This window comes from Ochrobactrum sp. BTU1, from assembly GCA_018798825.1.
Classification (GTDB): domain Bacteria; phylum Pseudomonadota; class Alphaproteobacteria; order Rhizobiales; family Rhizobiaceae; genus Brucella.
On the sequence record CP076355.1, the window covers coordinates 36,778 to 58,716 of the forward strand.

Consider the following 21,939-nt stretch of genomic DNA (forward strand, 5'->3'; position numbering starts at 1 on the left):
TGAGCACATTTCGCAAGGTGTGAAACTGTTTGCGAAAAGATCGTGCGGTCAGAATTAGAGCGTTGCCAGGCGCTCAGTCAGTAGCGTGAAGAAACCATCTGCATCGACATCCTTGATGAAGAGGGCGTTCTTTGGACGATCGGTTACTTCCCACCAGTCGACGACTGTTTCGCCGATTGTCAGTTCCGAATTGATTTCGATTTCCACGTTACAATGTCGGCCTGAGTAAAGTTCAGGCTTCAGCAGATAGGCGATGACGTTCGGGTCATGCAGTGGGCCGCCATCGGTGCCGTATTTTGCTTCATCATAACGCTCGAAGAATTCAAGCCATGCAGCCACTACTTCGCCTAACTGCGTGCCGATCCCGCGAATGGCTGCAATGCGCTTCTCGGTGGTCAGCACCTTGTGGGTGACATCAAGCGGCATCATGGTGATCTTGATGCCTGATTTAAACACAATTGCGGCCGCATGTGGATCGACATAGATGTTGAATTCAGCCGACGGCGTAATATTGCCGCCTTCAAAATAGCCACCGCCCATCAAGACGATTTCCTTGACGCGTTCAGCGATTTTCGGCTCGCGGATGAGTGCGGAGGCGATGTTCGTCAAAGGGCCAAGCGGGCAAAGGGTGACGGTGCCAGCTTCCTCGTTCATCAGCGTTTCGATAATGAAATCAACGCCGTGTTGCGCCTGAAGCGGCATTGTCGGCTGTGGCAAATCATAACCATCAAGGCCCGTCTTGCCATGGACGTTTTCCGCCGTCACGAGCGGCCGTACCAACGGACGGATAGAACCCGCAAATACTTTTGTGTCCGGCTTTTTTGCAACTTCACAGATGGTGCGTGCATTGATTTCAGTGCGGGCCAGCGGGCCGTTGCCAGCCACGGCGGTGATGCCTAAAATGTCAAGTTCAGGGCTTGCGAGCGCCAGAAGAATGGCGACTGCATCGTCCTGACCGGGATCGGTATCGATAATGATTTTACGGACCATGATAGGTTTCCTGCGTTAAAGCTTGTCCAGCGAAACTGTGAAGTGGTTTGGCGTTCGGAAAAGCGTGAAAAACTTTAAAGTGCGTTACGCGCCGCGTTGACCGTCTGGTCGACAAGTGTGTCGAACGAGATTATTGCCGGACGGCGCATATAGGTGACAATGTCGTCGGCAAGGAGCGGCTTTGACCAACGGTCTGCGATAATGCCGGGGCCGTGCTGGATGGCAATCATGCTCAGAATCTGCGCGGCATTGCAGTCGACATCGTGGCCGATACCGCAGACGATTTCCAGCGTCTGATCGAAATCGCCTTCACCAAACCATAGTGCCACAACTTGCGCGGCGGCATTTGGCGTGACGTGAATCCAGTTATACTCGGCATATTCCGCATCGCATTTTGCCCATGCATCCTGCCAGCGACCAGCAGCACGGCAAGCATCAAGGGCGAAAGCGAGAACCGCACCATATTCCGTTTCAGTCGAGAAAAGCTCTGCCGTTGAAACCAGCAATTCGCGGGTGTCTTTGATTGCAAAGGCGCGGGCCGCCATGACAGCATTGAACACTTCGCCCAGGATTCCGTTTCCTGCATGCGAAATCTCCGCATCCATGAAGGCAAGACGCGCAGCTTCACGCGCACGCCCCGGCACGACCATGCCGCAGATTGTGCCGCGCATCTGGGCACCAATCCATTCATCGAAGGGATTGTCGGACGTAGCGGTTTCAGGTGCGGTAAGACCACGACGCATATTGGAAAGCGCGATTGCCTCAGCTGACCAACCAAGCGGTATCAGCGACGTCCAGCGCTCGGCAATATCCGCGCTGGTTAAAGCAAAACCCTTGTCGCCAAAGGCTTCCAGAAAGGCGATTTCAAAGGTGATGTCGTCATTATAGGTATTGGGCTCACGCACATAATCGCGGATCGGACCGAAAACCTCCATGATGTTCTCGGCCGTATAGCCTTCAAGTGCTGTGCCAGCCGCAGCACCCACAAGCTGCGCCATCCAAGCGCCCGCTGTGCGGTCGCGAAAATCATCAGACTGGATAGGATAAGGCACATCGTCCGGCCAGTTCACTGACGCATCAAATGCATCCCAAGAGGCAAAGCGTGTGGTTTTTTGCGAGGGATGCTCGGGATCGGGCTTTGCCGCACGCATCAATATGCGCAACCGCATATCGATGCGGTAAAGCGTTTCAAAATCAGAGCGTTCAAGCGCTGCTAGTCCATCCTTGAGAAGCTCTGTATAGGGCGCTAGTCTATAGCCCTTGTTTTCGAGTGATTGCAGTGCGCCGGCCATCAGGCATTCGGGTGCTGCTGAACCCGGTACATTGCTTTTCCAGAACATCGCCATGAGATCGTCCTGCGCCTTCATGACAGCGCTTGCATCCCATGTCTGCTCTTCTGCGGTGCGTACCACAGGCTTCGTGTTGCGCAGAAGATCGCGTGTCAGCTCCCAAGCTTTCATGTTTTTCTCGTTTTCATGCATTTCAGGATTTCTTCAACTGTCTTGCACGCCGCTGTCTTCTTGCGGCGTGTACCGTCAGCACCACAACGGGCACGAGATAAGGGATCATCTGCATCAGCTCGAATGGCAGTCCAAGGCTTTGCAGGGTGATCGCGAGCGATTCTGCTGCGGCCAGGACCAGACTTGCAGCCAGGGTTCCCCATGCGGTTCCCTGTCCCATCACTTCGGCTGCAATGGCAATAAAGCCACGACCAGCGGTCATGTTCTGGCCAAACCAGGTGACATAACCGAGCGAAAGATACGCACCAGCCGCACCACCAAAGATACCTGAAAGGACCAGCGCCTGCATCTGAACGCGTCCGGTGTGAATGCCAGCCGCACGCGCAGATTTCGGATCAACCCCTGTTGCGCGCACGTGAAGGCCGAAACGCGTCCGCATCATCAGAACGCTGACGGCAGGAACCGCGAGCAAAGCGGCAAAGCTTAGGATGTGGATATTGCCAATGTAGGGAACGCTGAGGCTCGGTAACGCCCCGCTTTTAAGCGCTCCCGACATGCCCTTGTCACCGGTTGCAAGAAAGAGTCCGAGCGTTGTACCGGCTGCTGCTGCAATGTTGAGGGCAATGCCCGTCATGATGAGGTCGGTGCCGAGCTTGTTGACCGACAGAGACATGAGCCAACCTAGAAAGGCGCCGACTATAAGAGCCGCAAGCAAGCCAATCGCCGGACTTCCAGTTGCAGCACTTGCCAATACCGCGATCAATGCTGCAATCAGCATCATGCCTTCCATGCCGATATTCAACACACCTGCACGATCAGAGATCATGACGCCGAGCGCTGCAAGCAACAAAGGCGTGGCAACGCGCAGAATGGTTGCAATAAATGCCGGATCGAAGATTTGTGTGAGAACAGTGCTCATGCTTGTTCTCCTTCCCGATTGCGCAGGTTTCGAATGAGCCGCAGCACAGTCGGATGTTTGTGGATTACGCTTGCGGTTGCTCCAACCATGATTGCCGCTGTCACTAGTCCCACCACTTCTGTGGGGATATTCATGTTGCGGGCGAGAAGGTCGCCGCCAACTTGAACGAAGCCTAAGAACAAAGCGGCCGGAATGAGCAGGAATGGATTCTCACGGCCCAGAATGGCGACAACCAGACCCGTCCATCCATAGCCGGGCAAGTCTAGCCATGCAAAGCGGTTATGCAAACCAAGTACCTCCAGCGCACCTGCCATGCCTGCAATCAGACCACCAACGATCTGCGCGCGCATGATTATTCCTGTGAGCGGAAGCCCGAGATGGTTTGCAAATCCCGGGCTGGAACCCGCAATCCGAATATTGAGCCCTGAACGTGTCCAATAGAGCCAGATACCGCCCAGGATACAGGCGAGAATGGCAATGATCGACCCGCTGTTAAGGCGCGTTCCCGCCAAAAGGCGATCAAGCTTGGCTTCGGGGGGAATCCGCATCGACATCATGCCGCCGGCGGCCGGGTCGCGGATGACATAATTGAGTACGAATAGTCCCAAAAACAGGAAGGCGTAGTTTAGAACCAGAGATGTTACCATCTCGGATGCGCCAAAACGAAGACGCAAAGCTGCAGGTATCGTACAGGCAAAACTGCCCGCAACTGCCCCACACAAAATCGCAACAGGCAGGGAGAACCATCCCAGTGATGGCAGCAGAACGGCACCCGCAACAGCACCGAGACCGCCGAGGTAGAAGCCGCTTTCCGCGCCTAAATTAAACAGCCCCGACCGGAAAAGAATTGTGATGGCAAGCCCCGTCAGCATGATCGGCGTTGCAGCTTCCACCACATTGCCCATATGACGGATGCTGCCAAACGGGCCGAGGAAGAAGGTCTTGAGCACACCCAACGGATTATCCTGCATCAAGGCCAAAGGGACAATCAGCAGTGCCATGATAATACCGATGACAAGCACTGTCAGGAAAAACGGGATGAGGTGGGAAATAAGTCTACGCATCACGCAACAGTCCTCGTGCCAAGCATATACGGGCCGAGAACCGCCGGAGTGATGTCGGGCCCGTTCGTCAGAACGGCAACAATTCGACCATTGAAGAACACGACAATCCGATCACTGAGCCGCAACAGTTCATCGAGATCAGCGCTTACGAGAAGAACGGCGCATCCCCCTTGCGCTACTTCATCTATGCGGCGGTGCAAAAAGGCTGCTGCTGAAACGTCAATGCCGCGGGTCGGCTGATCGGCGATCAGAAATTTCGGATTGGTCGCAAGTTCGCGCGCGGCAATAAGTTTTTGTGCATTGCCGCCCGAAAGCGAGTCTAGCCGCTCTGTGATTGCCCCGGCGCGGACCGAGTATTGTTTTATCATTCCGCTAACACGGGCTTTGATCGCGTTGAAGCGCAGGAAGGGTCCTAAATCTGTTTCATGGCTTCCATCTGTGCCGGCAATGGTATTCTCAGCCAGCGACAGACCCGGCGCGCCACCTTGCGAAAAACGGTCGGCAGGCAGATATGCAAGGCCTTGTTTGCGCCAGCTGGCCGTATCGGCTGCAAGCATATCAACGCCATTGAGGGCAATCGCACCGTGGGTTGCGCGCATGAGGCCAGAGAGGGCGGACACAAGCCCGCGTTGGCCACTGCCATCAACACCGGCAACACCGACAATTTCGCCGGCCCCAATGGTGAGGCTCACATCGCGGATACGGTCAGCAGGGTCGAGGGCTTCAATCGTAACCGACGTCAATTCAAGAACTTTGTGCGGCGCATTTCGCTTGTGCGCGCGTTGGGGAATTTCGACCGCGTGGCCCATCACCATTTGCATGATGGCGTCGTCTGGCACATCGGCAAGTTTCTCAGTGCCTGCAACAGCGCCAGCGCGCAAAACCGTTACACTTTCTGCCAGTTCGCGCACTTCATTGAGCTTGTGAGAAATAAAGAGAATGGTAATGCCTTCATCGCGCAGTGCCTTCAGCCGACGCATCAGCTCCTCGATTTCCGGCGGAGAAAGAACGGCGGTGGGCTCATCGAGGATCAGAAGGCGTGTGCGACGCGCGAGCGCTTTTAGGATCTCGATCTTCTGCTGCGCTGCGACCGAGAGTGTGCCGGTGATCGCATCGGGATCGGCATGCAAATCATAATGCCGCATCAGCTCTTCGACGGTTTTGCGGGCGGCTGCACGATCGATAAAGCCGTGTTTCATAGGCTCATGACCGAGAATGATATTTTCAGTAACGCTTAGTGTCGGCACCAGCGAGAAATGCTGATGCACCATGCCAATACCCTTCGCGCTGGCGTCTTCTGGCGACCAGGAAGAAATCGTCTCCCCGTCGATCACGATCTCGCCCGCAGTGGCATTTTCGATGCCAAACAGAATTTTCATGAGCGTGGATTTGCCGGCACCGTTTTCGCCACAAATTGCATGGATCGAACCGGTACGGATTGAAAACGACACATCGCGCAAGGCGACAGTGCCGTTCGGATAGATCTTGCTCACATCGCGAAAGGCGACGATTGCATCGTCGCCTTCTGTGCTTTCGACTTGTTTTTCCACGATTATGGACGAACCTTGTTGCGGATCGCGTTGAGATCCTCTGTGCTCATGCCAAATGCCGTTGGAACCGTGATCTTGCCTTCGGAAATCTCATCAGAAGCCTTCTTGATGGCATCCTTCATTTCCTGTGTGGCCATTGAGGCCATATTGCCATCCTGCACGATGCCGACAGCCCCCTCTTTCAGGCCGAGCGCTTCAGCTTTGCCAAATGGCAGACTGCCTTCCTTGAAACGGTCATAGGATTGCAGAAGGCTGACGTCGACATTCTTAAGGACAGAACTTACGACCTGTTTGGCCATCGCTGGGTCACTGTCTTTGAAGATTGCTTCCTGATCGGAATCCACGCCCAGAACATATTTGCCCGTTTCCTTGGCCGCCGAAAGCTGACCTAGGCCGGTTTGCGAAGCTACGACAAAGCCGAGCGAAACACCCGAACGATACTGTGCGAGACCAAGCTCTTTGCCCTTTGCCGCATCCATGAAGGAACCTGCGTAGGAAATCGAAATTTTTGTATCCGGCTCAATAGCTTGTGCACCAGCAACATAGCCTACGAGGAAGTCGTTGATCACCGGGATGTCCATGCCGCCAAGGAAACCGAGGTTCTTGCCAGTGTCGCCGAGCTTTCCTTCTTTGAGCAGCGAAGCTGCTAGCATGCCGCCAAGATACGAACCTTCGTTCTGCTTATATTGAATGGAATAAACGTTGTCGTATCCGCCTTCTTCATAAGGAACGCTTGCATCGTAAAGGATATATTTCTTGTCTGGATATTGCTGGGCGACCGAGCCTACGGTTTCTGACATCTGGTAAGTGCCGCCGATGATCAGATCCCAATCCTGTTCCGATGCATCCAGGAAAACCGGTTCCCACTTCGTCGGATCGTCACCAATTTCCAGAATCTTGGTTTCAACGTCATCGCCATATTTTTCCTTGATCATCTTCATTCCGTTGGCCGCGGAATCGAAGAAGGACTTATCACCGAGCGCGCCATTTATGATCAACAGGATCTTGTCTTGCGCCTGGGCCGCTGTGGTGGCAATCGTGCCCATCGCCGTGGATCCGGCGAGAGCGAGAGCAAGATGAAACATTCCCCGTCTGGTGAACTTGAACACAACAGAACTCCATTTTTACATCAATAAAGAGATGGATTTTCTGCTCCGGGCTTTTCGCCTCTTTCGACAGATCCCCCACACTTGCCCGATCAAACGACGGCGCATGATGCAAGTCAATCTGCAATTTTGGATCTAAACCGAGATGAAAAGAATGAGTTTTTTGGAAGTAAATAAGTAAAAACATAGGCTTAGAGCGTTGATCTTCAATAATCGGATCGAAAGGCGCTCTAAGCTATCGCTGTGGACAGGTAAGCCTGTTGCGCGGAGAGCTTCAAAACTATCCGATTATTTCACCAAGGCCTGGTTCGGATGTCGCAATGTTGGGTCAAACGGATTGAGCTTTTGCGCAATGGTCGCCGCTTCCTTGCGTAACAACTCGGTCACGGTTTGCTGACGTTTTTCGGTGAGGCGCGAGGCAAGTGTACCAATACTCAGTGCTGCCACAGCTTCACCCTCTCGATTGAGAATAGGCACACCAAGACCCGCCATGCCGTCAATCATGTTAAAGTTGAAGGTGGAAGCGCCTGTCTCGCGTACTTCCGCAATCATGATACGAAGGTCAACCTCATCAATGGTCGCTTTGTCCAGAATGCGTGGCATGTTGAAGCGAATGATCGCCTCGCGCTCCTCTTCGGGTAGAAAAGCGAGAATGGCAAGACTTCCCTGGCCAATACCAAGCGGAACCTTACCGCCGATATCGCCGGTATAAGAGCGGATCGGGAATGGCCCCTCTACACGATCAAGGCAGACGGCGTCGAAATTGCTGCGCACTAAAAGGAAGACCGTATCGTTGAAGGTGGTTGAGAGCCTTAAAAGTGATGGGCGAGCAAAACTCAGTATCCCATCGCGCTGGCGCGCCTGGGCGGCCATGGCAAAAAACTCCAGCGACAGGCGATAGGCTTTTTTGTCAGGCAGCTGTTCAACAAGGTTTTCTGCGATCAGTGTTTTGAGCAGACGATGAGCCGATGGCTGGCTGAGCTCGAGTGCGCGCGCCAGATCAATCAGCCGCACGCCGTCGTCCGTGCTGGCAGCGAGACCTTTCAAAATATGAATTGCCTTGACCAGACTTGAGTTAAGCGCGGCACCAGATTTCATATTCTCTGATATATCATCCATATTATTGCTTCCAAATTCTGCATTTTGAAAGAAATATATAATTTCTTCCGAATATGAAAATTATAATTTGTAATCGTTCGAATTTTTCTGCCATCTAAAACGGTCGCCAATGGGAAGGTCCGGCAAGGCATTGCAATCAATGCTGCAAGCGGATCGGCGGTTTTAACTTGAAGTATGGGGAACGCTGCGGTCGCATAAGTGGCCGGACGGTCATGCGTTCAAAAAATCCAAGTGTGATCAGCGCTCAAATTGCGCGATCAGGCCGCTCCCGCCAGCCAGCCCTGTTTAACAGGCGACGTGAGACAACATCACGGCGCTTCCATTCCCCCATTTGATTGGCGGAGGTCTTGCCGAGAGGGAGACCCAATGAGCTTTTTGACCCTTTCCAATATTTCCCGTTATTACGGCAAGTTTGCAGCCGTGAATGACTTCAATCTGGAGATTGATAAGGGAGAGTTCATTTCGCTTCTCGGCCCTTCTGGTTGTGGCAAGACCACCACCCTGCAGATGATTGCCGGTCTGGTGCCGCCATCATCGGGTGCAATTACTCTTGATGGTCGCGAGATCACCCGTCTTGCCCCAGCTAAGCGAGAACTCGGTGTCGTTTTCCAGAGCTATGCCCTGTTTCCCCATATGACAGTCGCGCAAAATGTGAGTTTTGGCCTTGAAATGCGCAAGGTTCCAAAAGCAGAGCGGGAAAAACGTGTCCGCGACGTGTTGGAACTGGTTCGCCTGAGCGCGCTGGCGGAGCGTTATCCGCGTGAAATGTCAGGCGGTCAGCGCCAGCGTGTGGCCATTGCGCGTGCGCTGGTCATCAATCCGCCGGTTCTGCTGCTCGATGAGCCGCTCTCCAATCTTGATGCGCAGTTGCGTGAAGAAATGCAGTTCGAACTGCGTCGCATCCAGCGCACTGTCGGTATCACCACCATCATGGTGACCCATGATCAGGCAGAAGCACTTTCGATCAGCGATCGCATTGTGGTCATGGAAAAGGGCATCATCACCCAGGTCGATGCGCCCTATAAGCTTTATGAGCACCCACATAACCACTTCATTTCCAATTTCGTCGGCAAGTCGAACTTCCTGAAAGCGCGCGCTGAGGGCGACGTCATTTCGCTGGCCGATACGGCTATCCGGTTTCCCGCTCCAGTGCAGGAAGGCGGAAAGAAGGTATCCGGAGAGCTTTCTGTCTTCATCCGCCCTGAAAAGGTGCAGCTTGTTGCAGCGGAAGAAGGCCACATCGCAGGTGAAGTCTCAACGCGCTATTTCATGGGTGCGCAATGGCTGCTCGGTGTTACAACTCCAGCAGGTCAGCTTTCGGTTGCCCTGCCTAATCTCGGCAACCCGCCACCGGCCGAAGGTACAGCAGTTGGTCTTAGCTGGAATCATGACGATTGCCGCATCCTCACCGCAGGGGTGAACTAAGCATGTCGGCTGTCACCTCACAGGATCAAAACGTTTCGGAGAAAGATCGGCGCAATCTACTCCCGCTCTTTCTGGTCGGACCTTCGACGCTTCTCTTCTTCGCACTCGTGCTGCTGCCGCTTGGGCTCACCGTGCTGCTCTCATTCAATAGCTATAGCTACGACAAGGGTATCGAGGACGTCTACACACTTGCCAATTATACGCAGGTTCTTAAAGACCCGTATTATCTCGCAATCTTCTGGCGCACGCTCAAACTGGCATTGATCACAACCGTTATCACGGTGCTGATCGGTGTGCCTGAGGCCTATATTTTGTCCAACATGCGCAAGCCATGGCGCTCGATCTTCCTGCTGGTCATCATTGGTCCGCTTCTGGTTTCGGTCGTGGTTCGCACATTCGGCTGGAGCATGTTGCTGGGTCGAAATGGCCTTGTGAACAGCGTGCTCGACATGGTCGGCCTGCCGACTACGCAGATCCTTTACACCGAAACGGCCATTGTCATCGGTCTGGTGCATATCATGCTGCCATTCATGGTGATCCCGGTCTGGACTGTTCTGCAGAAACTCGATCCTTCGGTGGAAGCAGCTGCTCTGACGCTTGGTGCATCGCGACTGACGGCACTTCGCAGGGTGGTGTTTCCGCAGGCAGTGCTTGGCATCCTGTCGGGTAGCCTTATCGTGTTCGCGCTTTCGGCCAGCTCTTTTGCCATTCCGGGTCTGCTTGGCGGACGTCGTCTGAAAATGGCGGCAACCGTCGTCTATGACGAATTCTTAATCGAGCTGAACTGGCCGCTGGGTGCTGCCATCGCCATCATCGTTCTGGTCGCCAATCTTGTGATCATGATCGCCTATAATCGCATGCTCGAAGGGCAAGCGAAAAAGAAGCTGGGGTAACCGCCATGGTCAAGAACGGTCCTTTCGCCCTTTTCTTTCACACGCTTATCGTCATCTTCATGCTGGCGCCAATGGTTGTCGTCTGTCTTGTTGCCTTCACGCCGGAAAACACACTGTCCATGCCGTGGAACGGTCTTTCACTTCGCTGGTTCCAGGCCGTTTTCGCGCATAACGACTTCATGACCGCCTTTGGCAACAGTCTGAAGCTTGCTCTGTTCTCGGCAACCATTTCAACAGCGCTGGCCGTGCCCTCAGGTCTTGCAATCGCGCAATATGCGTTCCGTGGCCGCGATGCGCTCAACGCGCTGTTTTTGTCGCCGCTGATCATTCCGCATCTGGTTCTGGGTGTTGCCTTCCTGCGTCTTTTCACGCTGATGGGCTTCACCGGCACTTTTGGCTGGCTGGTGGCCGCACATACGATAGTCGTCACGCCTTATGCGCTCCGCCTTATCCTTGCTTCGCTAGGCAGCATGGATCGCAATGCGGAAAACGCGGCACGCACCCTGGGTGCAGGCGAGTGGACTGTGTTCCGTCGCATCACACTGCCACTGCTGCTGCCGGGCCTGTCGGGTGGCTGGCTTCTCGCCTTCATCAATTCGTTTGACGAATTGACCATGTCGATCTTCGTCACTTCGCCGTCCACGGTTACGCTACCGGTCCGCATGTATATGTATGCAAGCGAATCTATCGATCCGATGATGGCGGCTGTTTCCGCCCTGATGATCCTCGTTGCCACCGTGACCATGATCATTATCGATCGCATGTTCGGTCTCGACCGACTGCTGGTGGGTAAAGGCTAAGTAGGCAGATCATGACATTCTCGGTTTCGCCTGCCGCGGCCCAGTTCCGCAGACGGTATCGGCTGACTGAGCAGCCGATCAGCTTCATGCTTGATGGCGTCTCCTTTGAGGGACGCCGTGGCGATACCGTGCTGACTGCTATCCTCTCGGTGCAGGGCAAGGTGCGTCATACCGAATTTACCGGAGAACCGCGTGCCGGTTTCTGCCTGATCGGCGCGTGTCAGGATTGTCATGTGATGACGACCGAGGGCTACAAGCTTCGTGCCTGCACCACGCTACTTGAAGAGGGTATGTCATTTGTGACGGAGCCTGCATTATGAGCACTCGGCTCAATCCGGTTATTGTGGGCGCAGGACCTGCCGGCATTCGTGCAGCCGAAATCCTCGTTGAAGCTGGGCTTAAACCCCTCGTCATCGATGAGGGCTTTCGCGCGGGCGGTCAGATTTACCGACGGCCACCACTTGATGACGGACGCAGTTATCGCAGCCGTTATGGTTCTGAGGCGCATAAGGCTGAAGCGCTGCACACCACTTTCGACGCATTGCGCAGCGCAATCGAATATCGCCCGGAAACGCTCGTCTGGAATATCACGCGCGGCGAGGGCGATCGTCTCGATCTGCTGACCAACGGTTCGCATAGCCAGCTGGCCTATAGCCATCTCATTCTCGCGACAGGTGCGACCGACCGGGTTTTGCCGTTCAAAGGTTGGACCAAGCCGGGCGTTTATACGCTCGGCGCTTCGCAGACCGCACTCAAAGCCCAAGGCTGTACCGTCGGCGAACGCGTGGTGTTCATGGGGTCAGGTCCGCTGCTCTATCTGGTGGCCTGGCAGTATCATAATGCAGGTGCGAAGGTCGTGGCGGTTCTCGACACAGCACCTTTTACCTCCAAGTTTCATCTGGCACATCTTGCGCTTTATGCGCCGCGCATCGTTGCGCTCGGCGCATATTATGGTCTGCGTCTCAAGCTTGGTGGCGTGCCGATCCATTATAATGTGCGGCCGGATGAGGTTTTGGGCGAAGGTCATGTGGAAGGCATTCGCTTTCGCACGGGCAGCCGCGTTCGCGAGGTTAAGTGTGATGCGCTGGCTTATGGTTTTGCGCTGCGTCCTGAAAGCCAGCTTGCCGATCTCGCGGGTTGCGAATTCCGCTTTGAAGAGCGCGACCGCGCATGGCTTCCTGCCGCAGACCAGCTTGGGCGGACAAGCCGCGAAGGTGTTTATGTGGCAGGTGACGGTGCAGGCATTGCCGGTGCGGATGCTGCTGAAATTCGTGGGTCATTGGCCGCAATTGCAATGTTGCGCGACATGGACCTGCCGTTTGATGAAGGCATCGAACGCAGGCTTCTCACAAAACTCGATCATATTTATCGCGAACGCCTCATCGTCGAAAAAGCCTTCCCGTTCCCGCGAAACTGGTTCGACACGATTGCAGGCGATGTCACCCTTTGCCGATGCGAAGAAATCGCCGTTCGTGATGCAAAGGCAGTCATCAGTCTGGGTGATACGCGGGAGATCAATCGGCTCAAGGCGCTTACTCGTGTAGGAATGGGCCGTTGTCAGGGGCGTATGTGTACTGCTGCCGCCGCAGAACTTCTCGCGTCAGTGCAGGACAAAACGCCTGCTGAATTCGGGCGGATCCGCGCACAGGCGCCGGTCAAGCCGATCCCGCTCGGCTTTGGCGCTCCCGCTAAGGAAAGCGCTTCGTCATGACCAGACAACTTCAGGCGGATGCGGTGATTATTGGCGGCGGAATCGTTGGCGGATCGGCCGCGCTTTTCATGCGTCAAGCCGGATTGTCGGTCATTCTGCTCGACAAGGGCTTTTGCGGTGCGCAGGCGAGTGGTGTTAATTATGGCGGTGTCCGCAGGCAGGGTCGCGCGCCCGAACAACTGCCGCTCGCACAGCGTTCGCACAAATTATGGGCGCGTCTGTCAGAACTGATCGGCATCGACGGCGAATATAACCGCAGCGGACATTTGAAACTTGCTCGCACGGAAGCTCATTTCGCCAAGCTTGAGGCCTATGCAGAAAAAGTCAAACCGCTCGGCCTAGATGTTGAGCTGATCGGCGGCAATGCGGTGCGCGAACGTTTTCCATGGCTTCCGGGCGATGTTGCAGGTGCTTCTCTTTGTGCGGAAGATGGCAATGCCAATCCGCGTCTGGTTTCGCCTGCCTTTGCCCGCGCCGCACTAGCTGCAGGTGCCACCGTTCTGGAAAACACGCCGGTCATCGAAGCGCGTGAAACGGGTGACGGTTTTGCTATCTTGGCGGGAGGCAATCCCGCGGGCGACACCATCGAAATCCGCTCGCGCCTTCTGTTCAATTGCGCAGGCGCCTGGTCGGATCAGTTTGCGGCCTCGTTCGGCGAGCCGGTTCCGTTAACGCGGATTTATCCGACGATGGTTGTGACCGAGCCAATGCCGTTTCGCTTGCCGATGAGCCTTGGCGAAGAAGGCGGCGGTTTCTATGGCCGTCAGGTCACGCGCGGCAATTACGTCATGGGTGGGGGACGTGGTACGCCGCTGGTGAACCCAGATTTTTCTCGGCCTTCGGTCAATGCAGCTTCCTCGGTGATGCTGCGTGCAATCGAACTGTTTCCGCATCTCCAACATGCACAGGTGATCCGTTTCTGGTCCGGAACGGAAGCTGAAATACCAGATGATAATCCGGTGATTGGCCCAAGCAGTCGGGTCAAGAACCTTTATCACGCCTTCGGCTTTTGCGGTGCCGGTTTCCAGACCGGGCCGGCAGTCGGCGCTGTGCTTACAGATCTGGCGCTTAAAGGCGAGACAGAAACACCGATCGATGCATTTTCGATCAACCGTTTTACTTCAACCAATACCAAACTTAACATGGAAGGGAACTAAGCATGAAAAATCAACATATGACCGCTATGGCGGCAATGGCACTGGGCCTATCGGCAGCCTTTGTATCGGGCGCATCGGCTGAGACCAAGACGCTCTATATCGGCATGAATGGCGGCAACATGGAACGCGCCTATACCGAGCACGTTCTGCCGGAATTCGAAAAAGCCAACGACGTCAAGGTTGTCGTCGTTCCAGGCACTTCGGCTGATATTCTGGCCAAGGCAACGGCGCAGAAAGACAAGCCACAGATGCATGTCATGCTGCTCGACGATGGTGTCATGGTGCGTGCAATCAATTCTGGCCTTTGCCAGAAAATCTCTGACGATCCGGTTCTCGCTGACATTCAGCCAGCCGCACGTCTGAAGGACGATATGGCAATCGGCGTCGATATGGGCATGACCGGTATTGCCTATAACAAGAAGCTGTTCGACGAGAAGGGCTGGGCCGCTCCAACATCGTGGATGGATTTCGCTGACGAGAAATATGCGAACGCCGTTGTGTTCCAGTCGGCTTCGGCCTCGACTTTCGGTCTGCATGCATTCTTGATGTTCAATCGCATTCAGGGTGGTGACGACAAGAACCTCGAACCAGGTTTTGAAAAATTCCCTGACACGATTGGAAAGAACGTTCTGGAATTCATTCCGTCTTCTGCGAAGATTTCGGAGATGGTCCAGACCGGCGAGGCAGCGATCTTCCCGCTGACCCCAACCGGCGTAAACAACCTGAAGGACAAGGGCATTCCGGTTGAATATGCTCAGCCAAAGGAAGGCTCCGTCATTCTCGCAGTGACCGAATGCGTGCTTGCAGGTAACAGCGAGCCGGAATTGAGCCAGAAGCTCGCCCACTACCTGCTTTCCGCTGATGCGCAGAGCAAAGCGCTTGATCATGGCAATGTCATTCCATCGAACCTGAAGGCAAAAGCCGGTTCGCCAGATGCACAGGCAAAGCTCGATGCGTTTAATGGCTACATGAAGACAGCCAACACGCTTGATTGGGATGCTGTTAACGAAGGCCGTCAGCAGCTCAACAGCCGCTGGAACCGCACGATCGAAAAGTAAGATCGTATTTTTGGTCTTTACGTGCATCTTCTTCCAGAAATGGGCTTCCAGTTTTGGGATGCGCTTTGATCTGAAAAAACCCGCCCTGAGCAATTAGGGCGGGCTTTTTGTTAGGCTGTGGCTTTGGCCTTCTGCATTCGTGCAGATTGCCAGACCAACGGCACAAGAATGAGAGCGACAGCCGGGAAGATCAGCCAGTTGATGGTTTCCCAACCAGACGAATGCAGCAGTGATCCGGCAAAGAACGATGCGCATGCAACCGTTCCAAAGACGAAGAAATCGTTCGCACCCTGTGCCTTGCCGCGTTCTTCCGGAGTGTGACAATCAGCAACCATCGCGGTTGCGCCAATGAAGCCGAAATTCCACCCGATGCCGAGCAGGATCAGCGAAGCCCAGAAATGAGTAAGATCAAGGCCCGAGAGTGCAACGATTGCCGACAAGCCAATGATCAGCAAGCCCATAGCGGTGACGCGTTCCTTGCCGAAGCGAGTGATCAACATGCCCGTGAAGAAGCTTGGAGCAAACATTGCCAGCACATGCCACTGAATACCAAGTGCTGCATGATCGACCGAATGACCATGACCAACCATGGCGATAGGCGCGGCTGTCATCACAAATGTCATCAAACCATAGGAGACGACGCCAGCGGCCAAAGCCAGTATGTAACGTCGGTTCAGCAAAATTTCTTTGAGGGGGCGGCCATTATTGGCGGTATTGCTGGATTTTTCAGCCTTTGGTGAACGAAATAACATGAGAACAGGAATAGCCAGCAGCGCAAGGACTGCCTGGCTCAAGAAGCTGCCTGCATAGGGCGTTGCTGGCAATGAGTCTCGTGTCCAGATGACAAGCTGCGGTCCGATGATTGCGGCGATCAAACCACCAACCATCACCCAAGAAATGGCGCGTGCTTTAAGTGCACCTGTGGCGGCGTCGGTCGCAGCAAACCGATAGCTTTGAACATAGGCAGCATAAAAGCCCGCAATAAATGTACCGAAACAGAAGATGACGAAAGACGCCGAAAAAATGCCGAGCGCTGCAATGAGACCTGCAGCCATGCCGAAACAAGCGCCCAGCAGATAGCCGTTGCGACGACCGAAGGACCGCATGACAAAGGCTGCCGGCAGGGTGCCTGCTGCAAGACCAAGATTGAACAGACTGACTGGCAGGGTGACGAGCGCAGGGTCAGAAGAAAGCTGCTGGCCGACCAAACCGCCTAGCGAAATAATGATTGGTGGGCTTGCAGCACCCAGTGCCTGAGCGGCAGTCAGTACAAAAATATTGCGTCTGGCGATAGTCTGGTCGGTCATCTTCTATACTTCTTCATCGTCGCTTATGCAGTTGCATTCAGTCTCCAGCTAATCTTTCACTGGCATCTGAAAATGTTTGCAGATAACCGCCATCACCTGCTTCGCTATATCGCTTTGAACACGATACCAGATCGTCTGCCCCTCACGGCGTCCGGCAATAATGCCCTCGCGTCGTAACAAAGCCAGATGTTGTGAGACGGTGGAATCCCTTAGGCCGATCAGCTCGGCAAGTTCTCCCACAGACTTTTCACCTCCGTGCAACCGGCAAAGGATCATGAGCCGGTGATTGTTGGCGATAGATTTGAGGAATTGACTTGCCTCGTCGGCCGCAAGGTGGGTTTGTACGCCCGGGTCGATTGGGTCAGTTTTGTTCATAAATACGTATCTACGAAACTATGAAGATATAGTCAATATTACTCAAAAATATGCCAATGGGGGAATTTGGTTCTGATCCACAGGTTCGCTATCACCGATATTGAAAGGGCTTCTGCTCGCCGTCATCATATTGTAGCCTGCGCCCATTGTTTTGGCTGGTCGGGCTTGGAGTCATCGTGCGTATAGCTGTGTTGAGTGTTGTTTTCGGTTTTCTGTTTTCGGGCTTGGCTCTTACAGAACAAGCCCACGCGGAAGACGACTGGAAAGCCGTTGAAGTCATAAAGCCTTATGCGATTTCAGGACGTACGGGTCCGCAGCTTTATGAATCAATCGGTGAGCGAGGCCCGAAGGCTGGCAAATCCCGGGTCATTGCGCACACGACTTTTGTGCTGACCTGGGATCGCAAATTCGACAATTCCAATAATGGTTGTCGGATTGTTTCAGCAAAGCCGAAGCTAAAAATTACCTATACGCTTCCAAAACCATCTCAGAAGCTCGCCTCTCCAGTGAAGGAAAACTGGGAACGTTTTTATGATGGCATCTATAAGCATGAACTTGTTCACGGTGAGACTGCCAAAGACATGACGCGCGAGATCGTCCGTACAACAGTGGGCCTTTCAATTCCGAATGATCCAAAATGCCAAAAAATGCGCCGTGAACTCATTACCCGCATTACCGATTTGGTAAACGTCCAACGCCAGCAAGGTCGGGATTTCGACCGCGTGGAAATGGGGTCGGGCGGGAATGTTGAACAGCTTATTCTGTCACTTGTGAACGGCGGATAACCGTTGCCAGAAAAAGGGCCAGAAATGGGTCAGCAATGCGACATGCAATCGGGCAGGGGTTTGCTTGTTTAGCTTAAGTGTTGGTTTTCCTTAGGTGCTCATCTCAAAGACCGGTTTCCACATTTCCATGACATCCCTTTGCGAAACGCTTTTTGCGGCCGTCACCATCTTGAAGAGGGCAGGCCGCGCCCCAGCTCATTCGCGGGCCTTCAGACCGCAATAGCGATTGATACAAAGTTGGCCAAATGCAAATCTCCACAACATGTCACTATCAAATAAGGAAATGTTTATGTGATCATATGCATTCAATCGACGGAATGCCTGAGCCGATGCATGAGGGGAAGCGAACAACCATCCAGAACTCGAATTAAGAGAATTCGAATAAAAACATATAATTAGCGCACCAGGGCAAACTTCGTGAGCACCTGCAATCTCAATTGATATAGCTCTATGACGGGACTCATGCTAACGGTGCAACTTATGGGTTGGTACGTGGTCGGATATCTGAGCTAGATCTCTGATTTTGTTGTTTAAAGAAGAGATGAGTTAGCCGAATCCTCAACGGTGATTATTCGCGTTCTCGCCTTGAGGGGGGCAGGATATATTTCTATGAGTTTCAAATATCCATGGCAGAGACTGGCATTATTGCCGCGCTTTGGTAAGCAGATCATACTTCTGCTGAGCGACTCTGTATTGCTTTTGGTCAGCGCCTATCTCGCCTTTGTAATGCGCATTGGTTTTGTTTTTGTCCCAACGCCAACGCAGATTTTCTTGATCGCTATTGCCCCAGCTCTCGCAATTCCCGTGTTCATTCGCTTCGGGCTCTATCGAGCGATCATAAGATATTTGGCCGAGCGCGCCATTTGGCCGATTTTTCAGGCAACTGCCATTGCAGCACTTTTCTGGGTTGCACTGGTGTTTTTGATGGAATCCTACGGCGGTTCCGGCCTGCCGCGCTCAGTGCCGCTTCTTTACTGGCTGCTTAGCACCGTCCTTATCTCAGCCAGTCGATTTGGAGCCAAATGGCTGCTGCGCAGCGCTGAGTCCAATAAGAACTATACAAGCACTGCCCTGATAATCGGCGTGGGCGAACCCGGACGTCAGCTGGCGACAGCACTCAGAAGCCATAGTGATACACATGTCATTGGCTTCGTTGATCCTTCCGGCAGGCTCGCCGGCATGGATATCGTAGGACTTCGTGTCTATGACATTGCGTCGATCCCTCGTTTGATTGAGAACCTAGGCGTCAGTCAGGTCGTCATATCTGAGCCAGAGATCGATCAAAAACAACGTCAGGAACTTGCGCGCCTCCTGGGGCGACTTCCGGTCAGTACTCGTATTCTTCCGCCAATAGCTGATTTAACGGCGGGAAAATACCTCGTTAGTGCTCTGCGTCACGTCGAAATCGACGACTTGCTTGGCCGTTCGCCCGTTCCACCCGATGTCAATCTTCTGCGTGAGGTCGTCGAAGGCCGTCGCATCATGGTCACAGGAGCGGGCGGGTCAATTGGAAGCCAGCTTTGCCGAACCATCGCGCAATGGAATCCAAGCTGTATCGTGCTTTTTGAATCAAGCGAATTTGCCTTGTATCAAATCGAGCGGCAGTTGCGCCAGATCGCTCAATGCGATGTCATTCCGGTCCTCGGCACCGTCGCAAACCAGCATTGCATCGAAAATTCTATCCGCGCTCATTGCGTCGATACGGTCTATCATTGTGCGGCATATAAGCATGTGCCGCTGGTGGAAAAGAACGCGCTGGTTGGCGTTTATAACAATGTGTTCGGAACGTTGAACGTGGCTGCAGCAGCTTTCGAGACAGATGTCGAGCGCATGGTGCTTATATCTTCAGATAAGGCCGTGCGCCCAACCAACGTGATGGGTGCCACCAAACGATGGGCTGAGCTGGTCGTCTATTATTATGGAACGCTTGCTGAAAAAGCTGGGCGCGATAAGACGTTCTATTCTGTTCGCTTCGGCAATGTTCTGGGTTCCAACGGCTCAGTTGTGCCGCTTTTCCGCGAACAGATCGCCAATGGCGGCCCGGTGACGCTCACGCACGAGGACATGACGCGCTATTTCATGTCTATCAAAGAAGCTGCCGAGCTCATCGTTCAGTCCGGAGCGATTGCCCAATCAGGCGATACCGTGCTTCTTGAGATGGGCGATCCAGTGAAGGTGCGCGATCTTGCAGAAAATATGATTCTGCTGGCAGGTCTTACTGTGCGCAGTGCTGATAATCCGGATGGCGATATCGCGATTGAAGTCACGGGCATTCGTGAGGGTGAGAAGATGTACGAAGAACTCTTCTACGATCCTTCTCATGCTCAGACCACACAACATCCAAAGATCATGCGTGCGCCAAAAGGGCAGAAAGTGGCCGTCGACGTTCCAAAAAGCCTCGATGCTCTAAGGGCCTCGATGGAGACTGAGGATGAGGCTGCGGTGCGTAAAGTGCTGTTCGACGTCATAACTTTGTAAATCGGCCGCGGAAATCAAGCAGCAGCAACAGAACGGCTATCACCGCGACAAGTAGAAATATAATCTGTGCAGCGAAATGGTCGAAAACCAAGATCGCGGCCGCACAAGCTATCAGGACGACGTTGAGGAGCGCGACGTGGCCGACAACGTTTAGCACGCTTCGACCAGAACGCTTTGCAACTTGATAGGCATGTTTTGAATGTGCTTTGAGAACATTTTCGCCCGCGAGCGCTCTTAGAATGATCGTCGTGCCAGCATCCAACACATAGTAGAGTGGCGGAATAAGTGCCACAACGAGATGTGTTTCGCGTGCCAATAACAACAGAACCGTGCCAGCGATCAGGCCGAGTGGAAAGCTACCGGAATCGCCGAGAAAAATACTTGCCGGAGGACGATTAAAAAACGCGAACCCAAAAAGCCCGCCTGCTGCAATAGCAGCGATTGTACCGCTTTCAATGCCTGACAGGTGAAACGCTGTAAGGAGCGCAATACCCGCAAGAGGCACGCCGATGCCAGCGACGGTCATCCAGTCCAAACCGTCCATGAAGTTGGTAACATTGATGGCGGCGACCAGCGACGTGACGACCAACGTAATTTCCAACCAATGCGGTAAAAAATCAGGAAGCAGCCGGAAGTCTGGCCCCAAACCATATGCAACCAGGCAAGCTGCAACGAATTGCGACCCAAACCGCGTTGAAACAGAAAGATCAAAACGGTCGTCCAGCCCACCAATGATCCAAAGCAATAAGCACGCGCCACAGAGACATAGGACGAGATCGATGGTCAGTCCGAGGTCGGTTGCAAATATCAAAAGTGAGATCAGGATTGCGGGTATAAAAGCGAGGCCGCCAATCTGACGTGCGGCTATACTATGGTTTGAACGTGCATTGAATCCGGCGGCGAGAAAACTCGAAGGCAGGATTTTTGACAGAATGTAAAGGCCGGCACCACAAAGAATGGCGCTTGCAAGAAAGGAGACGAGCAGCAGGATCATCGTGACGACCAATCAATGTGAAATTCGTTCATTCGAATACCAGCTTTCCCGCTTGGCGCAAATCCTGTGTCACTATGAATAGCGCTGCATTTTGGGCTTTTTTCCCAGAACTTGCGGAGCTTGTTGTTAAGCTTGAGGAAATTCATCAATAGGAGATTGCACTGCGCGCGAGGAGCAGCTATAAGCCCGCGCAATCGATCACTTTGATCCGATTTGTTGGGGCGTAGCCAAGCGGTAAGGCACCGGTTTTTGGTACCGGCATTCCCTGGTTCGAATCCAGGCGCCCCAGCCATCAATCAAGAGAAAATTCAAAATCTTGTTGATCTTACGTAATTATTCTTAAGGCCGTAGGCCATTTCCGCGCATCTAGCCGCGGGGAGTAGAGGCGTCCTTTACGGAAATTGCGCGCTTGAAGTTCGGAAAACCACGGCTCGCGCGTATTCTGTCTTTACAGGGTACCTGGAACCACGGGCCTTGTGCTGACGGCAGCCGAACGGTTTTCTCTAAACGGTGGGCCTCTGCAGGTCCTGGGTTGCCTATCCCACTCGACTTGATGATCATATAATCTGTTTCAATTGACCGAAGGAATTTTCTGAAGGTAACCTGCAAGGGCTCTTCACGCGTTTTTTTGTAAATGCGCAGCGCATCGCTCCCGCAAATATTTGTAATTATCTCCGTGCGTTCAACACACTGTTCTGCCGTGTTGATCGCTAAAATCGTCCTTTAATGTCCGCATCCGATAAAATAT

19 protein-coding genes and 1 tRNA gene are annotated in these 21,939 nt (G+C 53.6%); 10 read left to right on the forward strand and 10 right to left on the reverse strand.

Annotated elements, in window-relative coordinates; all coding sequences use genetic code 11:
• Nucleotides 1-54 precede the first annotated feature (54 nt).
• From KMS41_11595 to KMS41_11625, 7 genes are all read right to left on the reverse strand, one after another.
• A complete protein-coding gene (locus KMS41_11595) occupies nucleotides 55-990 on the reverse strand; it encodes a nucleoside hydrolase (GenBank protein ID QWK79583.1) in 936 nt (311 codons plus the stop codon).
• Nucleotides 991-1,064: 74 nt separating this feature from the next.
• A complete protein-coding gene (locus KMS41_11600) occupies nucleotides 1,065-2,471 on the reverse strand; it encodes an ADP-ribosylglycohydrolase family protein (GenBank protein QWK79584.1) in 1,407 nt (468 codons plus the stop codon).
• Nucleotide 2,472: 1 nt separating this feature from the next.
• Nucleotides 2,473-3,369, reverse strand: a complete 897-nt coding sequence (locus tag KMS41_11605; GenBank protein ID QWK79585.1) for an ABC transporter permease — start codon at nucleotides 3,367-3,369, stop codon at nucleotides 2,473-2,475.
• Nucleotides 3,366-4,433, reverse strand: a complete 1,068-nt coding sequence (locus tag KMS41_11610) for an ABC transporter permease (protein QWK79586.1) — start codon at nucleotides 4,431-4,433, stop codon at nucleotides 3,366-3,368. The genes KMS41_11605 and KMS41_11610 overlap by 4 nt, the downstream gene beginning before the upstream one ends.
• Nucleotides 4,433-5,983 carry an ABC transporter ATP-binding protein gene (locus KMS41_11615; protein ID QWK79587.1) on the reverse strand — a complete coding sequence of 517 codons (1,551 nt, stop codon included), beginning with the start codon at nucleotides 5,981-5,983 and terminating at the stop codon, nucleotides 4,433-4,435. Before KMS41_11615 ends, KMS41_11610 begins: the two co-directional genes overlap by 1 nt.
• Before the next feature lie 2 nt (nucleotides 5,984-5,985).
• Nucleotides 5,986-7,092 carry a BMP family ABC transporter substrate-binding protein gene (locus KMS41_11620; protein ID QWK79588.1) on the reverse strand — a complete coding sequence of 369 codons (1,107 nt, stop codon included), beginning with the start codon at nucleotides 7,090-7,092 and terminating at the stop codon, nucleotides 5,986-5,988.
• A 285-nt stretch (nucleotides 7,093-7,377) separates the two neighbouring features.
• Complete coding sequence (locus KMS41_11625) at nucleotides 7,378-8,208, reverse strand: IclR family transcriptional regulator (GenBank protein ID QWK79589.1); 831 nt, start codon at nucleotides 8,206-8,208, stop codon at nucleotides 7,378-7,380.
• Between the two features lie 366 nt (nucleotides 8,209-8,574).
• Between KMS41_11625 and KMS41_11630 the strand changes: the two genes are divergently transcribed.
• The 7 genes from KMS41_11630 to KMS41_11660 are packed head-to-tail and all read left to right on the forward strand — an operon-like array spanning nucleotide 8,575 to nucleotide 15,252.
• On the forward strand, nucleotides 8,575-9,633 hold the full coding sequence (locus KMS41_11630) for an ABC transporter ATP-binding protein (GenBank protein QWK79590.1): 1,059 nt from the start codon (nucleotides 8,575-8,577) through the stop codon (nucleotides 9,631-9,633).
• Nucleotides 9,634-9,635: 2 nt separating this feature from the next.
• Nucleotides 9,636-10,526, forward strand: a complete 891-nt coding sequence (locus tag KMS41_11635) for an ABC transporter permease (GenBank protein ID QWK79591.1) — start codon at nucleotides 9,636-9,638, stop codon at nucleotides 10,524-10,526.
• A 5-nt stretch (nucleotides 10,527-10,531) separates the two neighbouring features.
• Complete coding sequence (locus KMS41_11640; GenBank protein ID QWK79592.1) at nucleotides 10,532-11,326, forward strand: ABC transporter permease; 795 nt, start codon at nucleotides 10,532-10,534, stop codon at nucleotides 11,324-11,326.
• A gap of 11 nt (nucleotides 11,327-11,337) precedes the next feature.
• Entirely contained in the window at nucleotides 11,338-11,646 is a 309-nt protein-coding gene (locus tag KMS41_11645; GenBank protein ID QWK79593.1) for a (2Fe-2S)-binding protein, read from the forward strand.
• A complete protein-coding gene (locus KMS41_11650) occupies nucleotides 11,643-13,037 on the forward strand; it encodes an FAD-dependent oxidoreductase (GenBank protein ID QWK79594.1) in 1,395 nt (464 codons plus the stop codon). The genes KMS41_11645 and KMS41_11650 overlap by 4 nt, the downstream gene beginning before the upstream one ends.
• Nucleotides 13,034-14,194 carry an FAD-binding oxidoreductase gene (locus KMS41_11655; protein QWK79595.1) on the forward strand — a complete coding sequence of 387 codons (1,161 nt, stop codon included), beginning with the start codon at nucleotides 13,034-13,036 and terminating at the stop codon, nucleotides 14,192-14,194. The genes KMS41_11650 and KMS41_11655 overlap by 4 nt, the downstream gene beginning before the upstream one ends.
• Nucleotides 14,195-14,211: 17 nt before the next feature.
• Nucleotides 14,212-15,252: an ABC transporter substrate-binding protein gene (locus KMS41_11660; protein ID QWK80232.1), complete on the forward strand. Its 1,041-nt coding sequence runs from the start codon at nucleotides 14,212-14,214 to the stop codon at nucleotides 15,250-15,252.
• A 110-nt stretch (nucleotides 15,253-15,362) separates the two neighbouring features.
• Here the strand turns inward: KMS41_11660 and KMS41_11665 are convergent, their stop codons facing one another.
• Nucleotides 15,363-16,559, reverse strand: a complete 1,197-nt coding sequence (locus KMS41_11665) for an MFS transporter (protein QWK79596.1) — start codon at nucleotides 16,557-16,559, stop codon at nucleotides 15,363-15,365.
• 48 nt (nucleotides 16,560-16,607) lie between these two features.
• Nucleotides 16,608-16,934, reverse strand: coding sequence for a metalloregulator ArsR/SmtB family transcription factor (locus KMS41_11670; protein ID QWK79597.1), 327 nt, complete (start codon nucleotides 16,932-16,934; stop codon nucleotides 16,608-16,610).
• Nucleotides 16,935-17,125: 191 nt separating this feature from the next.
• Between KMS41_11670 and KMS41_11675 the strand changes: the two genes are divergently transcribed.
• On the forward strand, nucleotides 17,126-17,719 hold the full coding sequence (locus KMS41_11675) for a DUF922 domain-containing Zn-dependent protease (protein ID QWK80233.1): 594 nt from the start codon (nucleotides 17,126-17,128) through the stop codon (nucleotides 17,717-17,719).
• 609 nt (nucleotides 17,720-18,328) lie between these two features.
• Complete coding sequence (locus tag KMS41_11680; protein ID QWK79598.1) at nucleotides 18,329-20,197, forward strand: polysaccharide biosynthesis protein; 1,869 nt, start codon at nucleotides 18,329-18,331, stop codon at nucleotides 20,195-20,197.
• Here KMS41_11680 and KMS41_11685 read toward each other — a convergent pair.
• A complete protein-coding gene (locus KMS41_11685) occupies nucleotides 20,184-21,191 on the reverse strand; it encodes a glycoside hydrolase (GenBank protein QWK79599.1) in 1,008 nt (335 codons plus the stop codon). The two genes, KMS41_11680 and KMS41_11685, sit on opposite strands and share 14 nt — an antisense overlap.
• Nucleotides 21,192-21,408: 217 nt before the next feature.
• Here KMS41_11685 and KMS41_11690 point away from each other — a divergent pair.
• Nucleotides 21,409-21,483, forward strand: a tRNA-Gln gene (locus KMS41_11690).
• Nucleotides 21,484-21,939: the final 456 nt, after the last annotated feature.

Bases quoted from the DNA above. Each gene is read 5' to 3' on its own strand.
- KMS41_11640 (QWK79592.1), top strand. From the start codon at position 10,532: ATGGTCAAGAACGGTCCTTTCGCCCTTTTCTTTCACACGCTTATCGTC.
- KMS41_11635 (QWK79591.1), top strand. From the start codon at position 9,636: ATGTCGGCTGTCACCTCACAGGATCAAAACGTTTCGGAGAAAGATCGG.
- KMS41_11665 (QWK79596.1), bottom strand. From the start codon at position 16,559: ATGACCGACCAGACTATCGCCAGACGCAATATTTTTGTACTGACTGCC.
- KMS41_11685 (QWK79599.1), bottom strand. From the start codon at position 21,191: ATGATCCTGCTGCTCGTCTCCTTTCTTGCAAGCGCCATTCTTTGTGGT.
- KMS41_11595 (QWK79583.1), bottom strand. From the start codon at position 990: ATGGTCCGTAAAATCATTATCGATACCGATCCCGGTCAGGACGATGCA.
- KMS41_11660 (QWK80232.1), top strand. From the start codon at position 14,212: ATGACCGCTATGGCGGCAATGGCACTGGGCCTATCGGCAGCCTTTGTA.
- KMS41_11655 (QWK79595.1), top strand. From the start codon at position 13,034: ATGACCAGACAACTTCAGGCGGATGCGGTGATTATTGGCGGCGGAATC.
- KMS41_11600 (QWK79584.1), bottom strand. From the start codon at position 2,471: ATGCATGAAAACGAGAAAAACATGAAAGCTTGGGAGCTGACACGCGAT.
- KMS41_11680 (QWK79598.1), top strand. From the start codon at position 18,329: ATGAGTTTCAAATATCCATGGCAGAGACTGGCATTATTGCCGCGCTTT.
- KMS41_11630 (QWK79590.1), top strand. From the start codon at position 8,575: ATGAGCTTTTTGACCCTTTCCAATATTTCCCGTTATTACGGCAAGTTT.
- KMS41_11650 (QWK79594.1), top strand. From the start codon at position 11,643: ATGAGCACTCGGCTCAATCCGGTTATTGTGGGCGCAGGACCTGCCGGC.
- KMS41_11605 (QWK79585.1), bottom strand. From the start codon at position 3,369: ATGAGCACTGTTCTCACACAAATCTTCGATCCGGCATTTATTGCAACC.
- KMS41_11610 (QWK79586.1), bottom strand. From the start codon at position 4,433: ATGCGTAGACTTATTTCCCACCTCATCCCGTTTTTCCTGACAGTGCTT.
- KMS41_11645 (QWK79593.1), top strand. From the start codon at position 11,338: ATGACATTCTCGGTTTCGCCTGCCGCGGCCCAGTTCCGCAGACGGTAT.
- KMS41_11625 (QWK79589.1), bottom strand. From the start codon at position 8,208: ATGGATGATATATCAGAGAATATGAAATCTGGTGCCGCGCTTAACTCA.
- KMS41_11670 (QWK79597.1), bottom strand. From the start codon at position 16,934: ATGAACAAAACTGACCCAATCGACCCGGGCGTACAAACCCACCTTGCG.